At 69.1% G+C, this 26,587-nt stretch carries 17 protein-coding genes; 5 read left to right on the forward strand and 12 right to left on the reverse strand.

Annotated features, from left to right (window positions below):
• Nucleotides 1-103 precede the first annotated feature (103 nt).
• Genes QM582_RS03065 through QM582_RS03075 form a run of 3 tightly spaced genes read left to right on the forward strand, consistent with a single transcriptional unit; the run spans nucleotide 104 to nucleotide 8,284 of the window.
• Nucleotides 104-5,620 (forward strand): glutamate synthase-related protein, encoded by a 5,517-nt coding sequence (locus tag QM582_RS03065; protein ID WP_415081634.1) that lies wholly within the window; start codon nucleotides 104-106, stop codon nucleotides 5,618-5,620.
• The gene (locus QM582_RS03070; protein WP_415081636.1) at nucleotides 5,620-7,359 is read left to right on the forward strand and encodes a sulfite reductase flavoprotein subunit alpha; all 1,740 of its coding nucleotides are present in this window, start codon (nucleotides 5,620-5,622) and stop codon (nucleotides 7,357-7,359) included. The genes QM582_RS03065 and QM582_RS03070 overlap by 1 nt, the downstream gene beginning before the upstream one ends.
• 1 nt (nucleotide 7,360) lies before the next feature.
• Entirely contained in the window at nucleotides 7,361-8,284 is a 924-nt protein-coding gene (locus QM582_RS03075) for a hypothetical protein (RefSeq protein WP_415081638.1), read from the forward strand.
• A gap of 115 nt (nucleotides 8,285-8,399) precedes the next feature.
• On the opposite strand, the gene QM582_RS03080 is transcribed toward QM582_RS03075, so the two are convergent.
• The 6 genes from QM582_RS03080 to QM582_RS03105 form a co-directional block, all read right to left on the reverse strand.
• Entirely contained in the window at nucleotides 8,400-9,926 is a 1,527-nt protein-coding gene (locus tag QM582_RS03080) for a nucleobase:cation symporter-2 family protein (protein WP_415081640.1), read from the reverse strand.
• A gap of 49 nt (nucleotides 9,927-9,975) precedes the next feature.
• Nucleotides 9,976-10,890 (reverse strand): factor-independent urate hydroxylase, encoded by a 915-nt coding sequence (pucL, locus tag QM582_RS03085; protein WP_415081642.1) that lies wholly within the window; start codon nucleotides 10,888-10,890, stop codon nucleotides 9,976-9,978.
• A 5-nt stretch (nucleotides 10,891-10,895) separates the two neighbouring features.
• Nucleotides 10,896-11,222, reverse strand: coding sequence for a hydroxyisourate hydrolase (gene uraH / locus QM582_RS03090; RefSeq protein ID WP_415081644.1), 327 nt, complete (start codon nucleotides 11,220-11,222; stop codon nucleotides 10,896-10,898).
• Nucleotides 11,219-11,725 carry a 2-oxo-4-hydroxy-4-carboxy-5-ureidoimidazoline decarboxylase gene (gene uraD, locus QM582_RS03095; protein WP_415081646.1) on the reverse strand — a complete coding sequence of 169 codons (507 nt, stop codon included), beginning with the start codon at nucleotides 11,723-11,725 and terminating at the stop codon, nucleotides 11,219-11,221. Before uraD ends, uraH begins: the two co-directional genes overlap by 4 nt.
• Before the next feature lie 216 nt (nucleotides 11,726-11,941).
• A complete protein-coding gene (locus QM582_RS03100) occupies nucleotides 11,942-12,664 on the reverse strand; it encodes a FadR/GntR family transcriptional regulator (protein WP_415081648.1) in 723 nt (240 codons plus the stop codon).
• 76 nt (nucleotides 12,665-12,740) lie between these two features.
• Nucleotides 12,741-14,108: a cation:dicarboxylate symporter family transporter gene (locus QM582_RS03105; protein WP_415081650.1), complete on the reverse strand. Its 1,368-nt coding sequence runs from the start codon at nucleotides 14,106-14,108 to the stop codon at nucleotides 12,741-12,743.
• A 208-nt stretch (nucleotides 14,109-14,316) separates the two neighbouring features.
• Between QM582_RS03105 and QM582_RS03110 the strand changes: the two genes are divergently transcribed.
• Complete coding sequence (locus QM582_RS03110; RefSeq protein WP_415081652.1) at nucleotides 14,317-14,928, forward strand: hypothetical protein; 612 nt, start codon at nucleotides 14,317-14,319, stop codon at nucleotides 14,926-14,928.
• Entirely contained in the window at nucleotides 14,925-15,968 is a 1,044-nt protein-coding gene (locus QM582_RS03115; RefSeq protein ID WP_415081654.1) for a helix-turn-helix domain-containing protein, read from the forward strand. The genes QM582_RS03110 and QM582_RS03115 overlap by 4 nt, the downstream gene beginning before the upstream one ends.
• 81 nt (nucleotides 15,969-16,049) lie before the next feature.
• Here QM582_RS03115 and QM582_RS03120 read toward each other — a convergent pair whose 3' ends face one another.
• The 6 genes from QM582_RS03120 to QM582_RS03145 all read right to left on the reverse strand — a co-directional run bounded on the left by QM582_RS03120 (nucleotide 16,050) and on the right by QM582_RS03145 (nucleotide 26,574).
• Complete coding sequence (locus tag QM582_RS03120; protein ID WP_415081656.1) at nucleotides 16,050-18,131, reverse strand: CHAP domain-containing protein; 2,082 nt, start codon at nucleotides 18,129-18,131, stop codon at nucleotides 16,050-16,052.
• A 256-nt stretch (nucleotides 18,132-18,387) separates the two neighbouring features.
• Nucleotides 18,388-21,147 carry a phosphoenolpyruvate carboxylase gene (ppc, locus tag QM582_RS03125; protein ID WP_415081658.1) on the reverse strand — a complete coding sequence of 920 codons (2,760 nt, stop codon included), beginning with the start codon at nucleotides 21,145-21,147 and terminating at the stop codon, nucleotides 18,388-18,390.
• A 142-nt stretch (nucleotides 21,148-21,289) separates the two neighbouring features.
• Nucleotides 21,290-23,041: a PQQ-binding-like beta-propeller repeat protein gene (locus tag QM582_RS03130; RefSeq protein WP_415081660.1), complete on the reverse strand. Its 1,752-nt coding sequence runs from the start codon at nucleotides 23,039-23,041 to the stop codon at nucleotides 21,290-21,292.
• A gap of 10 nt (nucleotides 23,042-23,051) precedes the next feature.
• Nucleotides 23,052-23,471 (reverse strand): RDD family protein, encoded by a 420-nt coding sequence (locus QM582_RS03135; protein WP_415081662.1) that lies wholly within the window; start codon nucleotides 23,469-23,471, stop codon nucleotides 23,052-23,054.
• Nucleotides 23,472-23,475: 4 nt separating this feature from the next.
• The gene (locus tag QM582_RS03140; RefSeq protein ID WP_415081664.1) at nucleotides 23,476-26,040 is read right to left on the reverse strand and encodes a glycogen/starch/alpha-glucan phosphorylase; all 2,565 of its coding nucleotides are present in this window, start codon (nucleotides 26,038-26,040) and stop codon (nucleotides 23,476-23,478) included.
• Nucleotides 26,041-26,064: 24 nt separating this feature from the next.
• Entirely contained in the window at nucleotides 26,065-26,574 is a 510-nt protein-coding gene (locus tag QM582_RS03145; protein ID WP_415081666.1) for a MarR family winged helix-turn-helix transcriptional regulator, read from the reverse strand.
• Nucleotides 26,575-26,587: the final 13 nt, after the last annotated feature.

Raw genomic sequence — 26,587 nt, forward strand, 5'->3', positions numbered from 1 at the left:
CTTACCATAGTTGGTGTCGCGGACCTCGCGGCACCGAATAAGCGAGTCCTCCACCGTCGCAGCGTCTCGCCGGCATGGCCGGGATGACCAGACAGGAGGCGCTATGGGTCAACGCTTGGGGCTCTATCAGCCCGCGGCCGAGCACAGTGCGTGCGGGGTGGGCTTCATCACCCGCAAGGACGGCGTCCAGAGCCACGAGGTGATCGCCCTGGGCGAGCAGGCGCTGTGCGCGATCCCGCACCGGGGCGGCATGTCCGCCGAAGGTGTCGGCGACGGCGCCGGTGTCAGCGTCGACCTGTCGGTGGACTTCTTCAGCGCCCTGGTCGGACAGCCACTCGAGCGCGGCCACTTCGGCGTCGGCAACTTCTTCATGCCCGACGACCGTGAGCAGTGGGACCGGGCGCACGCGCTGATCGACGCCGCACTGGCCGATGCCGGCCTGACCACGCTGGTCGTCCGGGACGTGCCGGTCGACGACACCGCCATCCGGCCGCGGGCGCTGCGCTACCAGCTGCCGATCGTGCAGTGGGTGTTCCGGCTCGCCGAGCCGGGCGGCGCGGACGACCGGCGGCGCCGGATCGACCGGGCCGCCAACACCGCCCTGCTCCGGATCGAGGCCGAGGCGTACCCCGACCCGGCGCTGGCGGGGCTCTATCCGCTGTCGCTCAGCGCCCGCACCCAGGTGCTCAAAGGACGCCTCAACGCCGGTGAGGTGATCGGCTACTTCACCGACCTGAGCGACCCGGCGCACGCCGTCCGTTCGCTGTACTTCCACACCCGGTTCTCGACCAACACCGAGCCGCACCCGACGATGGCGCAGCCGTTCCGGCTGATGGCGCACAACGGCGAGCTGAACACCGATCGGAAGAACCGGATCTCCGACGAGACCCTGGCGATCACCCGGCAGCGCCGGATCGTCCGTCCGCCCGGCCAGTCCGACTCCGGACGGCTCGACCAGACCCTGCAGAGCCGGGTCTTCGACGACGGCCTCGACCTGGTCGAGGCGGTGGTGTCACTGATGCCGCCGGCCTGGGAGAACGACGCCACGATCAGCCCCGACGTCCGCGCCATGTTCGAGTTCTTCTCGCTGTACGAGGAGAAGAACGACGGTCCGGCGGCGCTGATCTTCAGCGACGGCGACGTGATCGGCGCCCGGCTGGACCGGCTCGGCCTGCGTCCGCTGCGCACCGTGGAGACCGGCGACTACCTGGTGGTGTCGTCCGAGGCCGGCCAGGTCGGGTTCCCCGACGACCAGGTGACCCATCGCGGCCGGATCGAAGCCGGCGGCATGCTGTACCACGACCACCGGCTGGGCCGGACGTTCCGCACCCGCGAGGCGCTGGAGCTGCTCGCCGCGCGGCGCGACTACGCCGCGCTGCTGGACGACGCCCGCGTCGACGTCGCCGCCCTGCCGGCGCCGTCCTTCGAGCGCGGCACCACGACGCTGGGCTACACCGGCGATCTCAGCCTGGCCGGACGCTACGTCGCCTACTCGCTCAACCAGGAGAGCTTCCGGTTCATGATGGACCCGATGCTCGCCGACGGCTCCGAGCGGATCAGCGCGATGGGCTACGGCAACGCGATCAACGCGCTCTCCGACCAGGAGGGCGGCATGGCGAAGTACTTCTCGCAGCGCTTCGCCCAGGTCACCAACCCGCCGCTGGACTCGTTGCGCGAGGCGGACGGGATGAGCATGCGGGTGGCGCTCGGCGCCAAGCCGGACGGCGGCGAGCAGCACCGCAAGCAGCTGGTGCTGTCCTCGCCGATCCTCGGGCACCTCGACATGGTGCAACTGCGCGAGCAGCGACTCACCCCGCTGCGGCGCTTCGACCTGCTCTTCGCGCCGCACCCGTCCGACGCGGAGCGGAACGCCGCCTCGGTGGTGGCCGCGCTGGACGAGCTGTGCGACGCGGTCGCCGCGTTCGCCAGGGACGAGGGCGGGATCGCGGTGCTCACCGACCGTGCCATCTCCACCACCCGGGCGCCGCTGCCGCTGCTGCTGGCGATCGCGGCGGTCAACCAGCGGCTGATCGACGACGGTCTGCGGTTACGGGTTTCGCTGGTGGCCGAGAGCGGCCAGCTGCCGTCCTCGCACCACATCGCCGCGGCGCTGGGCTTCGGGGCGTCCGCGGTGTACAGCCTCAGCGCCCGGCTGCGCGCGGAGGAGAAGTACCCGTCCGCCCCGGCGCCGGCCGGCGAGGAGACCGAGACCGACCGGGCCTTCGCCCGGTTCCGCAAGGCCGCCGAGAAGGCGCTCGGCAAGACCATGGGCCGGGTCGGGCTGTGCACCGTGGAGAGCTACATCGGCGGCGAGTTCTTCGAGCCCAACTACCTGGACACCTCCGATCCGGTGCTGGCCCGCTGCTTCCCGCACATGGCCGCGCCGGTCGGCGGCGTCGGCTTCACCCGGATCGCCCATGCCGCGGCCCAGTGGCACGCCCGCGGCTGCGTGGTGGGAGCCGAGTCGCAGCTGCCGTTGCTCGGCCTGTTCAAGGAGCGCTCCGAGGGTGCCGGGCACTCGTTCGGCACCACCGCGGTTCGTGGTTTCGCCGGCATGACCGAGGAACCGCGCCGCTTCGACGACGGCGCCGAGGCGGACGCGACGCTCGCCCGGCTCACCCTCAGCCAGTTGGAGGGCGCGTTCGGGATCAGCGACGAGGCGTACGCCAACAACGGCCTCGCCGCGCTCACGCCGGAGCAGATCGACACCTTCCGGATCACCCCCGGCTATCGCGAGTTCCTGGCCGCCACCCGGGCCGAGCGGGCCCGGCGTCCGTCCGCGCTGCGCGACGTGCTGGCGCTGCCGGCCGACGTCGCGGGCCTGCACACCGCGTCCGACTTCGAGCACGAACTGGCCCGCTTCTCGGCCGACGGCAACGCCAGCATCCTGGTCCGCGGGCTGGCGACCGAGAAGCTGGACGCCGACCGCTACCGGATCCGGTTCACCGACGTCACCGGCGGCGACCCGGCCCGCTACGCCGCGTTTGCGGAGTTTCTGACCGGCCACGACCCGGACGGGGTGCTGAGCACCCGGGTCGGCGCCGACGGACTCGAGGTTCAGGTGCGCGGCCGGACGGCCGGCTTCCTGGCGCTGCTCGCTCCGGCGCCGGCGAGCATTCCGCTGGACGAGGTGCAGCCGGCGCACGAGATCACCCGCTCGCTGGCGTCCGGCGCGATGAGCCACGGCGCGCTGGTGGCCACCGCGCACGAGGCCGTCGCGCACGGCACCAACATGGTCGGCGGCATGTCGAACTGCGGCGAGGGTGGCGAGCACCTCTCCCGCTACGGCACCATCCGCGGCTCGCGGATCAAGCAGTTCGCGTCCGGCCGGTTCGGCATTTGGGCCGGCTACCTGGCCGACCCGATGCTCGAAGAGCTGGAGATCAAGATCGGTCAGGGCGCCAAGCCGGGTGAGGGCGGCCAGCTGCCGGCGGCGAAGGTGACCGTCGAGATCGCCGCCGCTCGCGGCGGCACCCCCGGCGTCGAGCTGGTTTCGCCGCCGCCGCACCACGACACCTACTCGATCGAGGACCTGGCGCAGCTGATCCACGACTGCAAGGCGGCCCGGGTCCGGGTGATCGTCAAGCTGGTGTCGTCCGAGGGCATCGGCACCATCGCGGTCGGCGTCGCCAAGGCGGGTGCCGACGTGATCAACGTCGCCGGCAACACCGGCGGCACCGGCGCGGCCGCGGTGACCAGCCTGAAGTACGCCGGCCGGTCGGCAGAGATCGGCGTCGCCGAGGTGCACCAGGCGCTGGTCGCCAACGGGCTGCGGGACAAGATCGTGCTGCGCTGCTCCGGGGCGCACCAGACCGGCCGCGACGTGCTGATGTCGGCACTGCTGGGCGGTGACAGCTTCGAGTTCGGCACCACCGCGCTGATGATGCTCAAGTGCGTGATGGCGAAGAACTGCAACATCAAATGCCCCGCCGGGCTGACCACCAACCCCGAGGTCTTCGACGGTGACCCGCGGGCGCTGGCCCAGTACCTGCTCAACGTCGCCCACGACGTCCGGGAGCTGCTGGCTCGGCTCGGGCTGCGCTCGCTGCGTGAGGCTCGCGGACGCTCCGACCTGGCCCAGCTGCTCGACCACCCGGCCAGCGTCGGACGCCTCGACGTCCGGGCGATGCTGGCCCGAGTGCCGGAGCGCACGGTCGACGACCCGGTCTACCTGGAGAAGAGCTACGCCGTCGACGACGCACTGATCGACCTGGTCAGAGCGGCATTGCTGGATCGTGCCGAGCCGAGCGTCGAAGTCGATGCGGGCACGCTGCACAACAGCGACAAGTCGGTCGGTGGACAGCTGTCGGTCGACATCGAACGGCTGCTCAACCACGAACTGGACGCCGCGGCGCTGGCCGGCCTGCCCGCGGTGTTCACCGACGAGCGCGGCCGCAGCTACCTCGACGACGGTGCGGTGCGGGTCCGCACCACAGGCTCGGCGGGCCAGTCGTTCGGCGCCTTCTGCAACGACGGCATCGAACTGGTGCACACCGGCACCGCCAACGACGGCGTCGGCAAGAGCCAGTGCGGCGGACGGATCGTGGTGCGCACCCCTGGTGGCGGCAGCGCCGAACCGGGCGGCAACGTGCTGATCGGCAACTTCGCCCTGTTCGGCGCCACCGGCGGCCGCACCTTCGTCCAGGGCGAGGCGGGCGACCGGTTCGCGGTCCGCAACTCGGGCGCCACCGCGGTCGTCGAGGGCATCGGCGACTTCGGCTGCGAGTACATGACCAACGGTGCGGTGCTCAACCTCGGCTCGGCCGGCAAGGGGCTCGGCAACGGGATGAGCGGCGGCTTCCTCTACCAGTACGACCCGGACGGGACGGTGCGCGGCCGGGTCAGCGAGGACTCCCTGCTGGTGTTCGGCATCGCCGACCACGAGCACGGCGACTTCCACTCCGAAGCTGTGCAACTGCTGCTGCGCTGGCACCGGGACGCCACCGGCTCCGGGCTGGCCGCCCGGCTGCTGGACGACTGGGACAACACCCGTCGGCAGATCTTCTGCGGCATGCCGCGGGCGCTGCTGCTCACCCAGGACGCCGACGCCATCCTGGCCGCGTCGACCCGCAAGCAGCTGCTGGACGAGCTGGCCACCTCGGTCGCCACCGAACAGGTCCGCTCGTTCAAGCAGCACTACCGGGCCGGGCGTCCGGTGCTGAGCGGACGCGTCCCGGCCGGCGAGGCCGACGACATGTTCGGGCTGCTGTCGTCCTACACGGTGTTCACGATCGCCCGCCAGCTGGCCCAGCAGCGGGTGCCCGGCGGCTTCGGGCCGGACGATCCGCGGGTCCACGCGGCCGCCCGCAAGTTGATCCTCACCGAGGACTTCTTCGTGATGCAGAAGGTGATGAAGTACCTGCGTGACCGGCTCGACCCCTTGCAGGACGCCGAACTGGCCACCCTGATCTCGGCCCGCCGGCTGACCGACTACACTCGCTCGCTGGAGCTGCGGAACGTCCGCGGTATGGACGCACCCGGCACCTACGGCTGGATCCTGCACCAGCGCGCCCGCAACGAGGCCCGCACCGACCGGGCCAGGTTCGACCGGCTGCTGGCCGAGGCAGCCCTGGACGACCTGGCCGCGGACGCCGTCCGGACGCTGGATCGGACGGCATGATGGCGCAGCTCACCATCGACGTCGAGGCACCCTTCAGCCCCGGCCAGCGGGCCTGGCTGGACGGCTTCTTCACCGGCCTGGCCGCGGCCCGACGCGACGAGGGGGAGGCCGTGGCGTCCGCCACGCTCACCTTCGACCTGCTCTACGGCAGCCAGACCGGCTGCAGCGAACTGCTCGCCGAGGACCTGGTCGCGGCCGCGCGGGCACGCGGCATGGCGCCCACCCTGCGGGTGCTGGACGACGTCTCGCTCGACGACCTGACCCGGATGGAGCGGGTGCTGGTCATCACCTCCACCTACGGCGACGGCGAGATGCCCGACAACGCCGGGCTGTTCTGGGACGACTTCTCCAGTGAGGCCGCGCCCCGGCTGGAGGACGCTCGCTTCGCCGTGCTGGCGCTCGGCGACACCGCCTACGACGACTTCTGCCAGGCCGGCAAGCTGATCGACCTGCGCTTCGAACAGCTCGGCGCCACCCGGATGCTGCCCCGGGTGGACTGCGACACCGACTACGACGAGCCGGCCGCGGCCTGGATGGATCAGGTCCTCGACCTGCTGGCCGCCGAGGCGCCCGCCTCCGGTGCGGCGCCGGCGGCCCCGGCGGCACCGGCTGCGAAGCCGGCCCGGGAACGTTCCCGGTGGAACCGCAAGACCCCGTTCCCGACCCGGCTGGTCGCCAACCGGCTGATGTCCGGGCCGGGCAGCGCCAAGGAGATCCGGCACTTCGAGATCGCGCTGGGCGACAGCGGCATCGACTACCAGGCCGGCGACGCGCTGGCCGTCGTCGGCGTCAACGACGCCGCGCTGGTCGATTTGCTGCTGGACCGGCTCGGGCACGATCCGGAGCACAGCGTCGGCGAGTCGACGCTGCGCGACCAGCTGATCCGGGGCTGGGAGATCGCCACCCCGTCCAAGGATCTGCTGGCGCTGCTGGCCGAACGGGCCCCGGGCAGCGAACTGGGCGAACTCGTCGTCCGCGCCGAGCGGGACGCGCTGGATTCCTGGCTGTGGGGCAAGGACACCCTCGACCTGTTGCAGCTGCTGCCCGAGGTGAACCTCGACCTGGACGACCTCACGAGGGTGTTCCGGCCGCTGCAGCACCGCGCCTACTCGATCTCGTCCAGCCCGCTGCACAGCCCGGACCGGATCCACCTGACCGTCGCCGCCGTCCGGCACGGCGGTCCCCGGGTGCACCACGGGGTGTGCTCGACCTTCCTCGCCGACCGGGCCGACGACGCCGAGTTCGGCATCTTCCCGCAGCCGAACGCGGCGTTCCGACTGCCCGCCGACGATTCCGCTCCGGTGATCATGATCGGACCGGGCACCGGCATCGCACCGTTCCGGGCCTTCCTGCAGGAGCGGGCCGCGCGCGGGGCGTCCGGGAAGAACTGGCTGTTCTTCGGCGACCAGCACCGGGCCGACGACTTCATCTACGCCGACGAGATCGAGAGCTACCAGGCGAGCGGGCTGCTGACCCGGCTCGACCTGGCCTTCTCCCGCGACCAGGCGCAGAAGATCTACGTCCAGACCCGGATGCGCGAGCAGGCGTCCGAGTTCTACGGCTGGCTGGAGGACGGCGGCTACGTCTACGTCTGCGGGGACGCGTCCCGGATGGCGAGGGATGTCGACCGGGCACTGATGGAACTGATCGCGACGCAACGCGGCCGAGGCGACGACGACGCGGCCGAGTACGTGGCGACGCTCAAGAGAGACAAGCGATACCTGAGGGACGTGTACTGAGATGACTGACGCTGCAACCCCCGAGGACGAGGGGCAGCTGCCGCCGTGCGCCGCGGAAGGGTGCGAACACCGATGTTCGGTTCGACGCCTGCCGGCGAGCGTGGGCGATGTGCTGCGCGCGTTGACCCTGCTGGACCATCCGGCGGCGATCACCGAGAACCGGGTGATCCGGCTCACCCAGGTGGCGGCGTATGCGGACGCCGGCGTGCCCGACGGGCCGTTCCGGGTGCAGCCCGGCTGGGTGTCGCTGCGGCTGCATCCGGAAGCGCTGACCGGCGCGATGCTGGTCGAGCCGCCGCACCCGTTGCCCGGGGAGGATCCGGTGCCGGAGCTCCGGCTGTGCGGTGTGGACGGCCGTCCGGTGCACCGCTGCCATCCGCTGCTGCCGGAGGACCGGCTGGTGCTGGAAGGGCTGGCCCGGCTCGACGGCCGGCTGCCCGGACCCGAGTTCACCGCGGGTGCCGACGGCGGGTGGGACAGCCCGGATGTCCCCGATCAGCTGCAACGCATCGACGACCTGCTCACCTGGACGACGACCCGCACGCCGTTCCTGCCGCACCGGCATGTCGACCCCGGGGTGCTGGTGGACGTCATTGAGCACGCCTGCGCGGTCGGCCTGCCGCTCGGCATCGCGGTGTTCTCCGATGCAGCCATGCACGCTGTGCAGGACACCGTCCAGTCGGTGGCGCACGCCGCCGGGATCATGGCGGTCGGCACCCAGGAGGCGATCCTGGAACTCCGTCCGACGGCGGTGCGGCACTGCCTGCTGCTGCGGCTGCACGGACCGCACGGGATCACCTCGTCGCTGGAGCTCTACGACTCCGCCGACCGCCGGGTCGCGCTGATCTCTCAGTTCGGCATCGTCGGCCAGGACGTGTACGACGCCTGGGAGCAGTTGGCCGAGTCGTTGCCGGAGCTGGTCTGAGGCCCGCCCCACCCAGCGCTCGCCTAACTATTTGGGGCTCGCTGAGTTCAGCGAGCCCCAAATAGTTAGGCGAGCGGATGGGTGGGCAGGTCGGCGCGAGGGCCGAGCTGGTGAATCAGTGCCCGGACGGCTCCTTGGCGCGGGTGCCGTCGATGTGGATGTCGGGCTCGTAGGAGTCCGGACCCAGGGTGCCACCGCTCTCCAGGGTGCGGGCCTCGCTGTCCTGCACCTGCAGCGGCGGGGCCGCGGCCAGGTCGGACGGATCTTCGGGGGTGCCGGGCAGGAACACGTTGAAGAACAGGTTCAGGGCCACCGCCATGATCGCCGAGGCGCTGATGCCGGAGTGGAAGATGGTCACGAACCACTCCGGGAAGCTGTGCCAGAAGTTGGCCGACACCACCGGGATCAGGCCGAACGCGACCGAGGCGGCGACGATCACCAGGTTGTTGTTGCCCTGGTAGTTCACCTTCGACAGGGTGCGGACGCCGGACGCGGCGACCGTGCCGAACAGCACGATCCCGGCCCCACCGAGCACCGGGCCCGGGATGATGCTGAACAGCGCCGCGGCCATCGGGGACAGGCCCAGGATGACCAGCAGGCCACCGCCGGCGGCCACCGCGAACCGGCTCTTGATCCCGGACAGCGCCACCAGGCCGACGTTCTGGGCGAACGCGGTGGCCGGGAACGAGTTGAACACCGGGGCGATCATCGACGATGCCATGTCGGCGCGCAGGCCGTCGCCGACCCGGCGGGCGTCCACCTTGGTGCCGACGACCTCACCGACGGCCAGCAGGTCGGCGGTGGTCTCCACCATGATCACCAGCACCACGATCAGCATCGAGATGATGGCGCCGGCCTCGAAGATCGGCAGGCCGAAGGCGAACGGCTGCGGCAGCGCCACCGGGGCGGCGGTCATCACCGGGGCCAGGCTGGTCTGGCCGGTGAACAGCGCCACGACGGTGCCGATCGCCAGGCCGAGCAGCACCGACATCCGGGACAGGATCTCGATCTTGCTGAGGATGATCACCACGACGAAGGTGAACAGCGCCAGGCCGACGCTCGACAGCGAGGCGAAGTCGGGGTTGGCGACGCTCGCGCCGTTGACGGTGATGGTGGCGTTGCCGGTGATCCAGCCGGCCGCGACCGGCATCAGGGACAGGCCGATCACGGTGATGATCGAGCCGGTCACGACCGCCGGGAAGAACTTCACGATCCGGGCGAAGAACGGGGTGATCACCAGGCCGATCGCGGTGGCTGCGATGACCGCGCCGTAGGCGGACTGCAGCCCGACGCCGGCCCGGTCGCCGATGATCGCCAGGATCGTCGACACCGCGGCGAACGAGGTGCCCTGGACCAGCGGCAGCTGGGCGCCGAACCAGCGCACCCCGAGCGTCTGCAGCAGGGTGGACACGCCGCTGACGAACAGACCGCAGGCGACCAGCAGCGCCTTCTCGGCGGTGTCCAGGCCGGCCGCGCCACCGACGATCAGCGGCACGGCGATCACGCCGCCGAACATGGCCAGGATGTGCTGGACGCCGTAGCCGATGGTGGGGCCGACGCCGAGCTTCTCGTCCTCGGGACGGCTGCCGACGGGCAGGTCGGGGAGTTCTACTTCAGTGGTGGGAGAGTCTGTGTCGATCATGGCCTGTGGCCTCTCTGGGTGGTGAGTGCTGCGGTCCGAGCGCGATGACTCAGATGAAGGTCGGGACGTCGGTCCAGGCGTCCGGCTCGGCGGTGATCCCGTCGCGGGTGATGGTTCCCTCGATCAGGCCGTAGGGACGGTCGGCGGCGTAGAACACCTCGTTGGGGTTCTCCAGGCCGAACGGGGACAGGTCGTAGACGAAGTGGTGCTTGTTCGGCATCGCGAACTTCACCTCGGCGATCTCGGGGAACGCCTCGATAGCCGCCTTGCCCATCTCCCACAGGGTCTGCTGCAGGGCCAGCGAGTGCACCGTGGCGAAGGTGGCCAGGAAGACCTCGCTGACACCGGCGTAGACCGCGTTGTAGTCGATGCCGGCCTCGACGGCCTCCGGCAGGTAGCGCCAGCGTCCGGTGACCGAGGTGGCCATGATCCGGTCGTCGGTCTCGACCAGCGTCGTGTACTTGTCCCGCGGGAAGCCCTGGAACTCGCTGCCGGTGGACTTCAGCACGGTCAGGTCCTTGAGCCCGGCCAGCACGTGGGTCTTGCCGTCGATCTTCTGCACCGCGGCCAGCCGGGTGGCCTGGCCCTTGCGGACGAAGGAGTGGTCGTGTTCCGCGCCGTCTACGAGAATGCGCTCCCACTCGTACAGCTCCGCCTGCCACAGCCCGCCCTCGATCCAGTCGAAGGAGGAGACGAAGTGGTCGCCCAGCTTGATCAGGAACTCCTCGGGCGAGCCGATGCCGTACTCCTTGGCGAACGCGAAGACGGTGTTCTTCTGGGTGTCGGTGGCCACCACGAGGGCGTTGTCGCCGACCAGGTAGGAGTCGACCAACTTCGCGCCGCGCAACTGGCTGGTGACGTTGAGATCCTCGATCTCGTGGCGCGCCGTGTCGCGGGTGATCCTGACGACCCGGTTCTCGGCCTTGCCGTATTTGTTAGCGCCAAGGCTGACGGTGACGGACATGTACTTCAACTCCCTCGGTAGGTGGAATAGGCGAAAGGTGAGAGCAGCAGCGGCACGTGATAATGGGCTGCTGAAGAATCGATGGCGACCGTGATGGTGACCGACGGATAGAACGTGGCGATACCCGCGGCGGCGAAGTAGGCGCCGGTATCGAAGGTGACGTGATAGGTGCCGCTGGGCAGTGCGTCGGGGCCGAAGGACGGCACCCGGCCGTCGCCGTCGGTGACCCCCTCGGCGACCAGGACGTGTTCGGCGTCGGTCATCCGGACGCCGACCCCGGACGCCGGGACGCCCCGGGAGCCGTCCAGCACGTGGGTGGTGACGAAGCTCATCCGGCCACCGCCTGTTCCAGCCGGAGCAGCGCGATCTGGCGCAGCTCGTCGGCCACCACGGCGGCCTCGGCGGTGTCGTCGTTGTCCAGCCGGGCGGTCAGGGCGGCCAGGATCTGCTCCGGCGTCCGGCCCGCGGCGCGGATCAGGAAGACCCGTCCGAAACGCTCTTCATAAGCGGCGTTGCCCTCGGCGATGGCCTGCCGGACGTCGCCGCCGGCGGTGCTCATGCCGGCCTGCTCGGTGGCCGAGTGGGCCGCGTTGGCGGCGCCGATGGCGGCCGCCTCGGGTCGTTCGCCGATTCGCGGATGGTTGGCCAGGGCGGCGTCCACATCGGCCGGGGTCCAGCCCCGCGCGGCGCTCTCGGCCTGGGCCAGCAGGGCGTCCCGGGACTCGAACGGCCGGCTCGCGAGCACCTCCGCGATCCAGCCCTCGACCTCGGCGCAGGTGCCCAGCAGGCGTGCCGCGGCCTCCCCGTCGAGCCGGTTGAACTCCTCGATCGTCATCCCGATCCTTCCCCGCAAGTTGGTCTGACCACTTGAGGGGAATCACGCTACTGACAATTTTTGAATGCCCTGTGTCGCCGATGTGACGGTTGTGTAACGCGGCTACGGAGCCGAATTCCTGGTGCTATGGACGGCGCTGGAGATGTGTTTTCAGCGGAATTTCCGAGAATTCTGTGCGGGCTGTGAACTATTCGTCACGACCGCGTAACGAGATCGTCACGCGGACTGGTCGATATCGCGGACGCGATCGATGACGGCGCGGATCTCGCGCAGGTGCGTCGCCATGGCGGAGGCCACCGCGTCGGGGTCGGCGGCCTCCAGGCCGGCCAGGATCCGGACGTGCCCGGCGTGCGAGACGCGGCGTCCGTCGCCGGCCAGGTGGGAGAACGCCCGGGCCTCCACGGTCCAATTGGCGGTGAGCTCGCCGAGCGAGGCCAGCAGCGGGTTGCGGGAGGCCCGGGCGATCGCGGTGTGGAAGGCGACGTCGAGCCGCAACGACTCCTCGGCGTCGACGTCGGCGGACGAGGCCGCCAGCAGGGCGCGCAACTCGGTCAGCTCGGCGGCGGTGATCCGCTCGGCGGCCAGCCTGGCCAGCTGCGGCTCGACCAGTTCCCGGAACTCCGCGGAATGGTCGAAATCGTCGCCCGCGTTCTCCAGCCGGGCGGCCAGCGACGCGCCCAGCGGCACCGCGCGGGCCACCCGGGTTCCGCTGCCGTGTCGGCGAACCACCAGGCCGGCGACCTCGAGCCGTCCCAGCGCCTCGCGCAACGCCGTCCGGGAGACCCCCAGATCGGCGGCCAGCCGGCGCTCGGCGGGCAGCCGGTCGCCGGGGGTGAACGAGCCCGCCACGATTCGGTGCTCGATCTGCCGGACGATGTCGTCGGCAACGGTCGCGCTGCTGCGTGCCAACCGCAGCCCTGCCGGGTCTGACGTTGCCATGGCGCCTTTTCGTCGAGCGTGATGGAGGGGACGGCCGGCGTGTTGTGTCGGCCGCCCCCTCATCTTGTCACGCGGTTCAGGCGGGCTGGAGGACCGAAGTGGTCTCGGACGCCGCCTCGTCCTCGTCGCCGGCGGCGGCGAAGGTGGCGTGCATCTGGTCGTAGTCGAGCTTGCCCTCCCACTTCGAGACGATGAAGGTGGCCACGCAGTTGCCGAGCAGGTTGACCGAGACCCGCATCGAGTCCATCAGCCGGTCGGCGCCGAGCAGCAGGGCCACCCCGGCGACCGGGAAGATGCCCAGCGCGGTGGCCGTGGCCGACAGGGCCAGGAAGGACGAGCCCGGCACGCCGGCCATGCCCTTCGAGGTGAGCAGCAGGACGCCGAGCGCGGCCAGCTGCTGACCCATCGACAGCTCGATGCCGAACGCCTGGGCCAGGAACAGCAGCGAGATCGACAGGTAGATCGCCGCGCCGTCCAGGTTGAACGAGTAGCCGGTGGGGACCACCAGCCCGGTGATCGAACGCGGATTGCCCGACTTGGTCAGCTTGGTCATGATCCGCGGCAGGACGGCCTCGGTGGAGGCGGTGCCCAGTGCCAGCAGGAACTCCGAGCGGGCGTACTTGATGAACTCCCACAGCGGCACCTGGGCGAATCCCCAGGCGATCAGGAAGAGCAGGCCGATGAAGACCAGCGCGGCCCCGTAGCAGGCGGCGATCAGCATCGCGTAGGTGCCGAGGGTGGCCAGACCGTACTGGCCGATGATGAAGGCCATCGCGCCGAACGCGCCGAGCGGCGAGACCCGCATGATCCAGCCCATGATCTTGAACACGATGTCGAGCGCGGCGTTCAGGAAGTCCATCACCGGCTTGGTCTTCTCGGGGCCGAGCACGACCATCGCGGCGCCGAAGAAGACGGCGAAGAACAGCACCTGCAGCAGGCTGTTCTCGGCGAACGCGGCGATCACGCTCTCCGGGATGACGTGCAGCAGGAAGGTGGCCGCGTCCGGGATCGAGCCGCCGGCGGTCTTGGCTGCCACGGCGGAACCGTCCAGGGTGGCCGGGTCGATCTGCAGGCCGGCGCCCGGCCGGACCAGATTCGCCACCAGCAGGCCGAAGGCCAGCGCGAAGGTGGACGCCGCCAGGAAGTAGCCGAGTGCCTTGACGCCCACCCGTCCCACCGACTTCACGTCGCCCACGTGGGCGATGCCGGTGACGATGACCAGGAAGATGATCGGCGCGATCACCATCTTGATCAGCCGGATGAAGCCGTCGCCGACCGGCTTCAGCTGGGAGCCGATGGTGGGCCACAGCGCACCGATGGTGATGCCCAGGACGATCGCGACGGCGATCTGGAAGAACAGCGACTTCCAGATCGGCTGCTTGACCTTGAGCTTCTGGTCCGGTCCTACTTCGTACAGGCCCTCCACTGTCTTCGACGCTGCCATGGGGGTTCTCCTTCGGAGTGCGACTTCTCCCGGGAGATTCCACTCCGCCGGCGTTACGACGACCGACGCCCGAGGTAACCGAGGAGTTACGGTCTGACCACTTTGCCTCGGGCCCGCGCGGCGGCGGGGTTCAGCGAGGGGCGACGTTCGTCTCTCCGGCGTGGCGTGTCGGGCGGTGGCGAAGCGCGTAGTTGGTATATTTTCTGGCATGATTTCAGACGGATACCCGGAGTGTGATCGGGTTCTCACAGACTTGGGCGATCCCTTCGTGCAGGCCTTCATCGATGCCGTCGATGGCGCTCGTGAGGATTTCGCCGCGTTCAAGGAGTGGCGGCCCGGCTGGTTCCCCAACTTCACTGCCCGCTTCACCGCGAACTTCCTCCACGAACGGATCTGGGATCGGTTGGTCCGCCTGGTCGAGGGCATGGACGGTATCCACGTCCATGACGTGGAGCCGACACGGGAGTTGCACAGCGGGACGTCGTACGCGATCCGGATCAAGCGGCATCATCCGGGTGACCGCATCTCTGCGTATCCGACCGATGCGTCTCGTGCCTTCTGGTCGAACAGCGTCGTGGCTCTTGAAGGGCTCGAGCCGCTCAGCCTTGCCCTCGGCTACTACTGGGATTCTGAACGGCGTACCGTCGGGGAGGCGATCATGTCCTTCCGCGACGGCAAGGACAACCCAATTTGGGCGATCCAGCTTCGCCGCAACGCCAGCAGCCCAGCTGGCTTCTCCTGGACGCCGATCGCACCCGAGCTGCCCGAGATCGATCTCAGCGGTGTCGTCCGTGATCCTGAGGAGGAGTTGGAATCGTGAGCCGCGCGATCGGTGACGTGCTGCTGGTTCTCCGGCGTGCCGCAGACATCACGCAGGAAGAACTTGCCGACGATCTCGGCATCACGCAGGCCGCGCTTTCCCGGTATGAGAACAACCTGCGTGAGCCTGACGACGAGATGGTGGAGAGGCTGGGTGAGGCTCTCGGGGTTACCCCGGAGTTCATCCGGCATGAGTTCCGGATGCAGGGTGCTATCGCTGCAGACGCTCATATGCGCCGGCAGAAGACCGCCAAGCCGTCGGACTGGAAGCGTGTCGAAGCTCGCGTGAACATGCTGCGGATGCACTCGTCCTACTTGCTGGAGAGGGTCCCACTGCGGCCGCAGAACCACGTCATTCAGGTTGATCCCGATGAACACACGCCCGCGCAGGCGGCAGCAATGCTTCGCGCCGCGTGGCGGATGCCAATCGGCCCGGTGCGAAACCTGATCCGCTGGGTCGAATCAGCCGGAGTCATCGTCGTGGAAGAGGACTTCGGAACCCATCGCATCGATGGAATGTCGCAGTGGGCGGGCGAGCACGCCGTGATCGTGCTCAATGCAGCGCTGCCCACTGATCGAAAGCGCCTCACGGTTGCGCACGAACTCGGGCACCTCGTCCTCCACGGACAGTACATCGACCTGGATGTGGAGGACCAGGCGAACCAGTTCGCCGCCGAGCTCCTCATGCCTGCGCACGTCATCGCCCCGGAACTGACGAACCTCACGCTGGGCAAGCTGTCCGACCTCAAGACGGAGTGGGGCGTGTCGATGCAAGCGATCTTCGAGCGCGCCTACCGCCTGGGCAAGGCAACCGCGGAAGCGCGACAGAAGTTCTACCGACAACTGAACAGTCGGGGCTGGAAGACCCGCGAACCCGGGAGCGACCTGTTACCCGCAGAGAATCCGGAGCTTGCGGCATCGGTTGGCCGGCAACTCGACCATGCTGGGCTCACCCAACAAGAAATCCAGTTCCTCATCGGCACGCGTGACGGTAACCCAACGCCTTTCGACGCGCCACGACGACCCCTCCGAGCCGTATGAGCCTGGACTCCGGTGGTTCGCGGGACGGCGGCGGGAGGCTGAGCGCCTTCCCGCCGCCGCGCGGTCAATACACGGGAGGGGTCACAGGTCCTTGATGTGGATGTACTGGAACGACGATGCCTTTACCCGGCGGGTGTTGTAGTTGCCGTTCCAGTTGTAGTTGTACTCCTCGACGGTGATGGTGCCGTCGCCATGCACGGCCGCGACCCAGGCGACGTGGCCGAACTCGCCGGCTGAGGACCAGGCCACCGCACCCCGGACGGGACGGTTGTCGACGGCTACTCCACGCTGTTGAGCGACGGTTCCCCAGGTCTTGGCGTTGCCCCAGCGGGCGGCGCCCTTGTACTGGTTGGTGAAGCCGACCTTGTTGGCGCTGTTCAGCCGCCAGGCGACGAACGAAGTGCATTCCCGGTTGTAGAAGTTCCACGGGTCGACCAGGGCATCACGCGCCGCCCTCTTCAGATTCGCCGGGTAGTCGTCGCCGATCGGTCCCGGTGGGGGAGGCGGTGGCGGCGGAACTGGCACGCCCACGCCGGCGGACGTCCTGGCGACAGAGTCGTAGCCGGCCTTGCTGCCGGTGACCCGCACGGAGATCGAACGTCCGGCTGCCGAGGTGGGGACCGTCCAGGACTGGCCGGTCGCTCCCGAGACGGCACCGCCGTCGATCAGCCACTGGTAGGTCAGGCTCACCGGAGCTGGACCCCAACTCCCCGGGTTCGCTGTCACCTGCCCGCCGACGCGTGCATCCCCACCGATGGAGGGCGTTCCGGCGTCGAGTGAGGCAGCGGTCACTGCGGCGGTGGAGGCGCTGGTTGCATTGAGGATCTGCGACGCTGGAGCCCACCCGGAGACCCTGACCGACAGCCTCTTGCCGATGTCGGCCACGGTGGGCTGGTAGCTGGCGGTGGTCGCCCCCTCGATCTGGCTCCCTTCGCGCAGCCACTGGTATTGATAGGTGACATCTGCCATCCAGATGCCTGGGTCGGCGCTAAGGATGGCACCTACCCGCGGGGTGCCGCTGATCGTCGGCGTACCGACGTTGAGCACCACAATCTGATTGTGTGGCTCAATCTCGGTGGTGACCGTGCTGTATCCGGGTTTGGTGCCGGTGATGGCGAGGCCGATCCGTGAGCCGGCATATTCCATGGTCAGGGCGAGGCTGTCCGCGGATTCGCCGTCGATCCGCTTCCCGTTACGGAACCAGGCGTAGCTGAACTGTGTCCCTTCGGTCCACCATCCACCCAGGTGGGCGCCGACGGTGGTCCCGACCCTGAGTTCGCCAACGTACGAAGGCAGGTGGGTAAGCAGCACCCGCAGAGACGGCTCCGATTCCACCGTGGTCGGCAGATGCCCGGGTAGATGGCCGGTCACCCGGATGGCGATTTGCTGGCTCTCGTCTTCCGATTGAAGCCGGTAGCTGGCCTCGGTTGCGCCGGGGATCGGTGATCCTGAGCGGAGCCACTGGTAGGTGAAGGTGGCTCCGGGACTCCATCTCCCGGTGTCGACGGTCACTGTGCCGTCCACGGCGAGTAGACCGCCAACCACGGGTACTGACGTGATCGGAATCGATGTGTCCTGATTCGTGACCGGCGATGTGAGAGCGGACGTCGTGGAGCGCTTCTGGTAGCCGGCGAGAGAGCCGGTCACCTTCACCTTCAGCTTTTTCTTGACGTCGCTCGATGTCGGTTTGTAGGTGGCTTGGCGAGCACCCTTGATCGCCTTGCTGGCGCGGTACCACTGATAGCTGAAGTCGATCCCGGCAGGTTGCCAGTCGCCTGGCGTGGCGGTGAGCGTGCCGCCGACGGTGGCGTCACCCGATACGGTGGGCGTCGTCGCTATCAGCTTGCCGGCTGCGACCGGTCGGGTTGACCCGGACGTCCGTGACACAGCTGGGCGGCCTTCCACCGCGCCGGTCACCTTCACCGAGATCCGCTTGCCCTTGTCGGCGGACACCAACAGATACTGTTGAGCGTCTGCACCCGGTATCGCCTTGCCCGAGCGATACCACTGGAAGGTCAGCCGGACCGTCGCCGGTCGCCACTTCCCTGGTCGAGCGGTGAGCGTCTTGCCGACCGTCGCCGTGCCAGAAATGGTGGGCTTCGCCGGTTTGATGATGCTGGCGGCGTTCGCCGTCGTCGGTGATGGGCCGACCAGCCCGATCAACATTGCGAGGATGGCGGAGAGCGCCCATATTCGGGCACCTCGTGGTCGGCCGGTCTCCGGTGCTACCCCCCGAATGTCCTTGATACCTGTCATCAGGCTTCCCCCAATTCTGGTCGATGACGGTCAGCGCCTACGATCACCGTCGGGGAGACAGCGATCATAGTTGCGCTCAGTATTGGGGATGGGCCGCTAAGAGCGGGCGGTATCGCCTCGAATGACCATGAGTTGTCCGGAGCCGTTAGCCGGCGACGGCGGCCTACCCGGTGTTGCGCAGGCCGGCGGCCACCCCGTTGACGGCGAGCAGCAGGGCACGCTCCAGCTGGGGGTCGCGGTCGCCGGCCCGAAGCCGGGCCAGCATCGCCACCTGCAGGTAGCTGACCGGATCGAGGTAGGCGTCCCGGACGCTCAGCGTGCGCTTCAGGATCGGCTGGTTGTCCAGCAGTTCGTCCTCGCCGGTGATCGCCAGCACCGCCGCCACCGTCCGGCTGTACTCGGCGGAGATCCGGTCGAAGATGTGGTGCAGCTTCGGGTCCACCAGGGAGGCCACGTAGTGCCGGGCGACGTCCAGCCGGGTCTTGGTGAGCATCATCTCGACGTTGGAGATGAAGGTGCGGAAGAAGTGCCACTGCTCGTACATGGCCCGCAGCCGGTCGCCGTGGCCGGCTGCGACGGCGGCGTCCAGGCCGCTGCCGACGCCGAACCAGCCCGGCACGATCTGCCGGGACTGGGTCCAGCCGAACACCCAGGGGATGGCCCGCAGCCCTTCCAGTCCGGCGCCGCTGTCGGGCCGCTTGGACGGCCGCGAGCCCAGTTTCAGCGCACCTAGCTGGTCGACCGGGGTGGACTGCCAGAAGTAGGTCGGCAGGTCGGGATCGTCGACCAGTTCGCGGTAGGCCACGAAGGCGGCGTCGGAGACGGTTTGCATGGTGGCGTCCCACTGCTTCAGCAGCTCGGGGCGCTGCCGCGACGTGACGTGCAGCGTGCTGGCCTCCAGCACCGCGGCCAGCGTCAGTTCCAGGTTCTCCCGGGCCAGTGCCGGCAGGGTGTACTTGTCGGAGATCACCTCGCCCTGCTCGGTCACCTTGATCTGACCGCGCAGCGAGCCGTACGGCTGGGCCAGGATCGCCTCGTGGGTGGGGCCGCCACCCCGGCCCACGGTTCCGCCCCGGCCGTGGAACAGCCGCAGTTGGATGCCGTGCCGGGCGGCCACGTCGCGGAGCACCCGCTGGGCGCGGTGAATCTCCCACTGGCTGGTGGCGATGCCGGCGTCCTTGTTCGAGTCGGAGTAGCCGAGCATCACTTCCTGGACGTCGCCGCGCAGCTTGACCAGCGCCCGGTAGGACGGGTCGGACAGCAGCCGCTCCAGGATCTCGCCGGCGGTGCGCAGCTCGGTCACCGTCTCCAGCAGCGGCACGAAGCCGATCGCGGCGATGTTCTCGGTGATGTCCACCAGCCGGGCCTGCCGGGCCAGCAGCACAGCCGCCAGCAGGTCGTCCGCACCCCGGGTCATCGAGACGATGTAGCTCTCGATGCAGGCCGGACCGAACCGCTCGTGGGCCTCCCGGATGGCTTCGAAGGTGGCATAGGTGCGGGCGCCGTCGGCGTCCAGGGACGGCGGCGAGGGGGCCAGCGGACGCCGCTGCGCCAGCTCGCCGCAGAGCAACGCGTACCGCTGCTCCGCGCTCAGTTCTGCGTAGCTGACCTCCAGCTCGCCGACCCGGTCGATCAGCTGGCCGACCGCGTGATGGTGCTTCTCGGAATGCTCCCGGACGTCCATGGTGGCCACGCCGAGGCCGAACGCGCTGACCGTGCGGATCAGTCGGGTCAGTCGGCCGTCGGCCAGCAGCTCGGCCGAATTGGCGATCAGCGACGAGCGGACCAGTTCCAGGTCGGCGAGCATCCGCTGGTTGCCGCGGTAGTCCCGGCCCGGACGGTGCGGGTAGTCCTCGGTTATCCGGCGCCGGGTGTTCAGCAGCTTCTGCCGCACGCAGTGCAGCTTGAGCCGGTACGGCTCCTCGACATGGATCCGCTGCACGTGCCGGTCGAGCTCGGGCAGCGCCTCCAGGTCGGCGTCCAGGCTGGCCTGCAGCTCGGGGCTGATCCGGCGCAGCCGGCTGGACGTGGACACCTCCGCGATCACCGCGTCCAGTTCGTTGAGCAGCACGCCGATGCCGACCAGATGCTGCCGCTGCAGCACCTGCAGGGTGGTCGCGGCGGTGACGTTCGGGTTGCCGTCCCGGTCGCCGCCGATCCAGTTGCCCAGCGCCAGCGGCGCCGCGGTGATCGGCAGGTAGCCGCCCTGCTGCGCCACCTCGTCGGCCAGGTCCTCCAGCAGCTGCGGGGCGGTGCCGGCCATCAGCGCGGCCGCGTAGAACAGCACGTTGCGGGCCTCGTCGTCGACGGTCGGTTGGTCGACCCGCAGCTCGTCGGTCTGCCACAGGGTCTCGATGACCTTCTTCAGCTCCCGGTCGCGGGCCCGCTCGGCGCGCGGGGTGAGCTCGTCGGGGGCGGCCAGCAGGGCGTCCCCGATCTGCCGCAGCTGCACCAGGGTGGTGCGCCGGCTGGCCTCGGTCGGGTGCGCGGTGAACACCGGCCGCACCTGCAGCTTGGCCAGCGCGGTGGTCAACGCCGGCGCGCCCAGCTCGTCGGCCACCTGCTCGACCGCCTTGGACAGCCAGCCGCTGCCCTCGGGGCGGTCGTCGAAGGTGCGGATCCGGGCCACCTGCTCGGCGATGTTGGCCAGGTGGAAGTAGGTGCGGAAGGCCCGGATCAGGTTCACCGCCGTCGGCAGGTCGGCGGTGCTGAGCCGCTTGGTCAGGGTGCGCTGCGCCTTGCGATCACCGGCCAGCGCGTCGCGGGACAGCCGGCGGATGTCCTCGATCTGATCGACCAGCTCGGGCGACTCCTGGCGGGCCAGGGTCTCGCCGAGCAGGTCGCCGAGGCGTCGGATGTCACGACGCAGGCGTGCGTCGTCGGTTTCGTCGAGGAAGCCGGGCAAGGCGGCGACGTCGGTCACGGGACCCTCCTGGTGCGGTGGGTTGGTGACAGCGCTGTCCGGACGCCTCAGGTTAGCGGGCGCGACACAAGCGGCACGAATTCTCGGTGGACGACGATCACGACCGGTGCTGATACCCCGCTCGGCCTCGCCGCGGAACCGCTCAGGAGATCCGGATGCCGTAGAGCTTCTTGGCGTAGGTGCCTACCACCAGCATGTTGCCGTAGACGGCGGGGGACGCTTCGATGTTCTTCTCCAGCTGCAGTGTCGAGAAGTCCTTGCCGGTATTCGGGTCGAACAGGTGCAGCAGCCCGCTGGAGTCGCCCTGAATGCCGTAGACGTGGCCGTCGGAACCCTGGATCAACAAGGGAGAACTCCACGAGAAGGCGCCCATGGTGCGCTGCCACACCACCTGGCCGGTCTTCTTGTCCAGCGCCACCAGGTCGCCCTGCTTCTCCGAGGCGGTGCGCGCCATGGTGACGAAGACCAGGTCGGAGACCTCGCCGAAGCCCAGCGCCGGGGTGGCCATCATGCCGCCGTTGACCGCGTTGTACTGGGCGTTGATCTCCCACTTCCAGACCTCTTTGCCGGTCAGTGCATTGATCTTGCGGAAGGTGACCGGGCCGGATTTCGCGCCGTTGGCGCCCTCGCCGCGCTTGTCGAACTCGTTGCCGGTGTAGATGAACGGGCCGTCCGGGGTGTCCTCCAGCACGATGGTGGCGTCGGTGTCGTCGCCGGTCGGGAACACCCAGACCACCTGCATGGTGGTGGCGTCCCAACAGATGATGTTGCCGTCGTTGTCAGGCGCGTACATCAGGTTGCGGTAGGCGGCCGCCGAGCCCTCGATGCCGTGCCGGGCGTTCGGGTCGCCGGTGTCGTAGCGCAGCTTGGTGTACTCGGGCTTCACGCTGACGGTCTTGGCGTCCGGGTCGAATTTCGCGTTCAGCTTCACCTTGTAGATCAGGCCGTTCTCGGCCGGCTCCATCAGGGTGTCGGACGCCGCGTTGACCAGCGCCGAGGAGTCGAAGGCGCCCCAGTCGCGCGGAGCGGACGGGTCGGTGCCGTTCCAGCCGTCGACCTCCTTGTTCTGGATCAGGTCGAAGATCCGGTATCGCCAGGTGCCGTTCTTGACGTCGCCGTTCTCGTTCAGCCCCATGCCCGAATACAGCAGCGGGTAGCCGCGCGGATCGACCGAGCCGGTCCCCTTGAAGGCGAACCCGGTGTCGATCGGCGGCTTGGTGTCTTTGCCGGTGGCCAGATCCATCCGGTAGACCTTGCCGTCCACCACCGGGTAGAGCACCTCGACGAAATTCTTGTCCTGCACCTGGACCGGGTCGAGGCCCATCGCCTGCTTGGTCTGCTGCGGCCAGTTCACCATCAACGGCTGGCCCGTCCAGCCGGCACCCGCCCAGTAGGAGCCCTCCGCCTTCACGTCGCCGGTGTCGTGGGTCCAGGCGATCTCCAACTTCTTGTTGGTCACGTCGGCGGTGCCGTAGGCGGGCGCGTTGCGGTAGTTGTTGCCGCGGAAGGTCAGCACGCCGGGCACCTGGGTGTAGGTGGACGGGTCGCCGAACGCCACCGGGCCGGCCGGGGTGTAGTCGGCGATCTGCTGGTTGGCGCCGTTGAACAACTCCCAGCTGACGGTGCCGTTCGGCGGGAACGGGCGGCTGAACTTGCCGCCGCCGAGTGCGGTCGGTGCCGTCCAGCCGGGCAGCGAACTGAGCGGCAGCTGCAATTTGGCCGGATCGGTCTGCGGATCGACCGACGCCGACGCGATGGCGGTCGGCGAGTTCGGGCGCGGGGACTCGACGAAGACGTCCGGGGCGGTGCAGGCGGTCAGGGTCAGGCCGCCGGTCACCGCAGCGATCGCGAGACCGAGCAGGGGACGGCGGACACGGCGAGGGGTAACAGACACGCTGGCGAGTTTAGGCGCCCGGCTCCGGGCATCCGGTGAGCCGGACGGTGGTGCCGGCGAGTTTGTCGCCGAAGGTCTGGCCGTTCCGGTCCCACAACGGCCAGAGGAAACCCAGTCCCAGCGTTGCGAAGTCGGCCAGGTGGGCCAGCGCGCGCAACGCCATCCGGGTCGGGGACGCCGGCGCTCCGACCGGGTCGAGGACCTGCAGCCGCAGCAGCCGGTGGGTGGGCGACTGCCCGTTCCTGGTCAGCAGCGCGGCCAGGGCGATCACCACCAGAAAGGCGATCCTGCCCCACTGGTCGGCGCCGCCGGGAGCCGAGAGGCTCCCGGCGACGACGCTGAGCAACTCGGTCAGCAGCACCCAGGGCAGGATCGTCCCGAGCAGGTACCCGGCGACCCTGCGCCACCAGTGCTTCGACTCACGCTTCACCCGATCAGAGCACCGGGTGGGTGTTCCAGATCCGCTTGATGTAGTCCTTCATCGACCGGTCGGAGGAGAAGAAGCCGCAGCGGGCCACGTTGAGGATGGCCGAGCGGATCCAGGCGTCCTGGTCGGCGTAGACGGCGTCCACCCGCTGCTGCGCCTCGATGTAGGAGCCGAAGTCGGCCAGCGCCATGAACCGGTCGTGGTGCACCAGGTTGGAGACCACCGGCTCGAAGGTCATCGGGTCGCCGCCGGAGAAGTGCCCGGAGGCGATCAGGTCGAGGGTGGCCTTCAGCTGCGGGTTCGACTCGTAGTACTCGCCGGGGTGGTAGCCGCGGGCACCCAGGTCGGCGACCTCCGGCTCGGACATGCCGAACAGGAAGAAGTTGTCGTCGCCGACCAGCTCGCGGATCTCGACGTTCGCGCCGTCGTCGGTGCCGATGGTGAGCGCACCGTTCAGGGCGAACTTCATGTTGCCGGTGCCGGACGCCTCCATGCCGGCCAGCGAGATCTGCTCGCTCAGGTCGGCCGCCGGGATCAGCCGCTCGGCCAGGGTGACGTTGTAGTTGGCCGGGAAGAAGACGTTCAGCCGGCCCTCGACCAGCGGATCGGCGTTGACCACCGAGCCGACCGCGTTGATCAGGTGGATGATCTGCTTGGCCATCCGGTAGCCGGGGGCCGCCTTGGCGCCGAACACGAAGGTGCGCGGGGTGACGTCGGACGCCTTCACCTTGCCGGACAGGATCTGCTCGTACAAGGACACGATGTGCAGCAGCTTCAGGGTCTGCCGCTTGTACTCGTGCAGCCGCTTCACCATCACGTCGAGCATCTGGTCGGTGGGCAGCTCGATGCCGTCGCGGACCCGGAGCCGGTCCCGCAGCCGGATCTTGTTGGCGTGCTTGGCGTCGGCGAACGCGGCCCGGAAGTCGGGGTCGTCGGCCAGCGGGGCCAGCTCCTGCAGCCGCTCCAGGTCGGTCACCCAGCCGGTGCCGATGGCGTCGGTGATCAGATCGGACAGGTGCGGGTTGGCCAGCTTCATGAAGCGGCGCGGGGTGACGCCGTTGGTGACGTTGGTGAATTTGTCCGGCCACAGCTCGGCGAAGTCGTTGAGCACCTTGTCACGCAGCAGCTGCGAGTGCAGCGCGGCGACACCGTTGACCTTGATGCCGGCGACGGTGGCCAGGAACGCCATCCGGACGCCGCGCTCGGGGTACTCGGCGATGATCGACATCCGGCCCAGCCGCAGGTAGTCGTCCGGCCAGGTCTCGCGGACCAGGTCGAGGAACTCCTCGTTGATCTTGTAGATGATCTCCAGGTGACGCGGCAGCAGCCGTCCGAGCAGCTCCACCGACCACACCTCGAGCGCCTCCGGCAGCAGGGTGTGACAGGTGTAGGCGAAACACTTCGAGGTGATCGCCCAGGCCTCGTCCCAGTCCAGGCCGCGCTCGTCGAGCAGGATCCGCATCAGCTCGGGCACCGCGATCACCGGATGGGTGTCGTTGAGCTGGAAGATCACCCGCTCGGGCAGGTCGCGCAGGTCGAAATCGGGGCCCTGGCCGTCGATGAAGTCGCGCAGCGAGCAGGCCACGAAGAAGTACTGCTGCTGCAGCCGCAGCTCCTTGCCCTGCGGGGTGGAGTCCTCGGGGTAGAGCACCTTGGAGATGTTCTCGGCGAAGGTCTGGGCGCGCACCGCCTGGGCGTAGTCGCCGGCGTTGAAGATGCTCAGGTCGAACGCCTGGGTGGCCTGCGCGCTCCACAGCCGCAGGGTGTTCACCCGGCCGTTGAGGTAGCCGGGAACCATGTAGTTGTAGGGGACGCCGAGCACGTTCCAGGCCGGAACCCAGCGGGACCGCTCCACGCCGCCGTCGTCGTAGGTCTCGGTGTGGCCGCCGAAGTTGACCTGGACGGCCGACTCGGGGTGCGCGATCTCCCACGGATTGCCCAGGGTGAGCCAGGAGTCGGGCTGCTCGACCTGCTCGCCGTCGACGAAGGTCTGCCGGAAGATGCCGTACTCGTAGCGGATGCCGTAGCCGATGCACGGCACGTTCATGGTGGCCAGCGAGTCGATGAAGCAGGCCGCCAGGCGACCCAGGCCGCCGTTGCCGAGGCCGGGCTCGACCTCCTGGGCGCGCAGTCGTCCCAGGCTCAGGCCACAGGAGCGCAGCGCCTTCTCGGCGACGTCGTTCAGGTTGGCGGCCAGCAGGTTGTTGCCCAACTGACGGCCCAGCAGGTATTCGGCCGACAGGTAGGCGACCGACTTGGGGTGGTTCTCCCGCTGCTTGCGGCTGGTCTCCAGCCAGCGGGCGGTCAGGTAGTTGCGCACGGTGTGCGCCAGGGCGGTGTACTGGTCGTTGATCGAGGACCGGGACAGCGCCACGCCGAGGTCGGTGTTCAGCTCGTGCAGGAACTCCTTCACGAAGCCGTCGACGGTGTGCGGCGGGGCCGTGACCGGTGCCAGTGCGAGGGGATGAGTCTGCGGGAACTCGACCCCCCTGCGGTGCGGCCCGATGGCGGGCGTCTCGTCTGCCGGGGTGAGCGGCGAAGGGGCTGACTCGGGCGCGCGTGACTCAGACATGGGCCATACCGTAGCCTTCCGCGGCTACGGCTCCGTACACCCGCCGACAGTCGGTACATCCGCCGTCCGGGCCGGCGCCAGCTTCTCGGTGACCAGCCGGGCCGCCACGCCGAGGTCGCGCAGCTGTTCCGGGGTGAGCGCGTCGATCACCAGGCGCCGGACTTCGCGGACGTGTGCCGGTGCGGTCTCGACCAGCTTGCGCCGTCCGGCCGGGGTGATGTGGGCGTTCACGCAGCGGGCCTCCCCGCTGCGCCGCTCGATCCAGCCGGCCCGCTCCAGGCGTCCGACTGCGTGCGACAACCGGGACGGCGAGCCCTGGGTGTAGGCGGCCAGCTCACCCATGCCGAGCGCCCCGTCCGGACGGTCGCCGAGCCGGGCCAGCACGTGGTACTCGAAGCTGTTCAACCCCGAGTCGCGCCGGAGTTGGGCGTCCAGGGCCGGCGGCAGCAGCATCAGCAGCGTCACCAGGGACTGCCAGTCGTGGAGCTGCTCGTCGCTGAGCCACCGCGGCTCGTTGCGAGGCTGCTCTGTCATGCCCACCAGGCTA

The organism is Micropruina sp. (assembly GCF_047607385.1).
Classification (GTDB): Bacteria; Actinomycetota; Actinomycetes; order Propionibacteriales; family Propionibacteriaceae; genus Micropruina.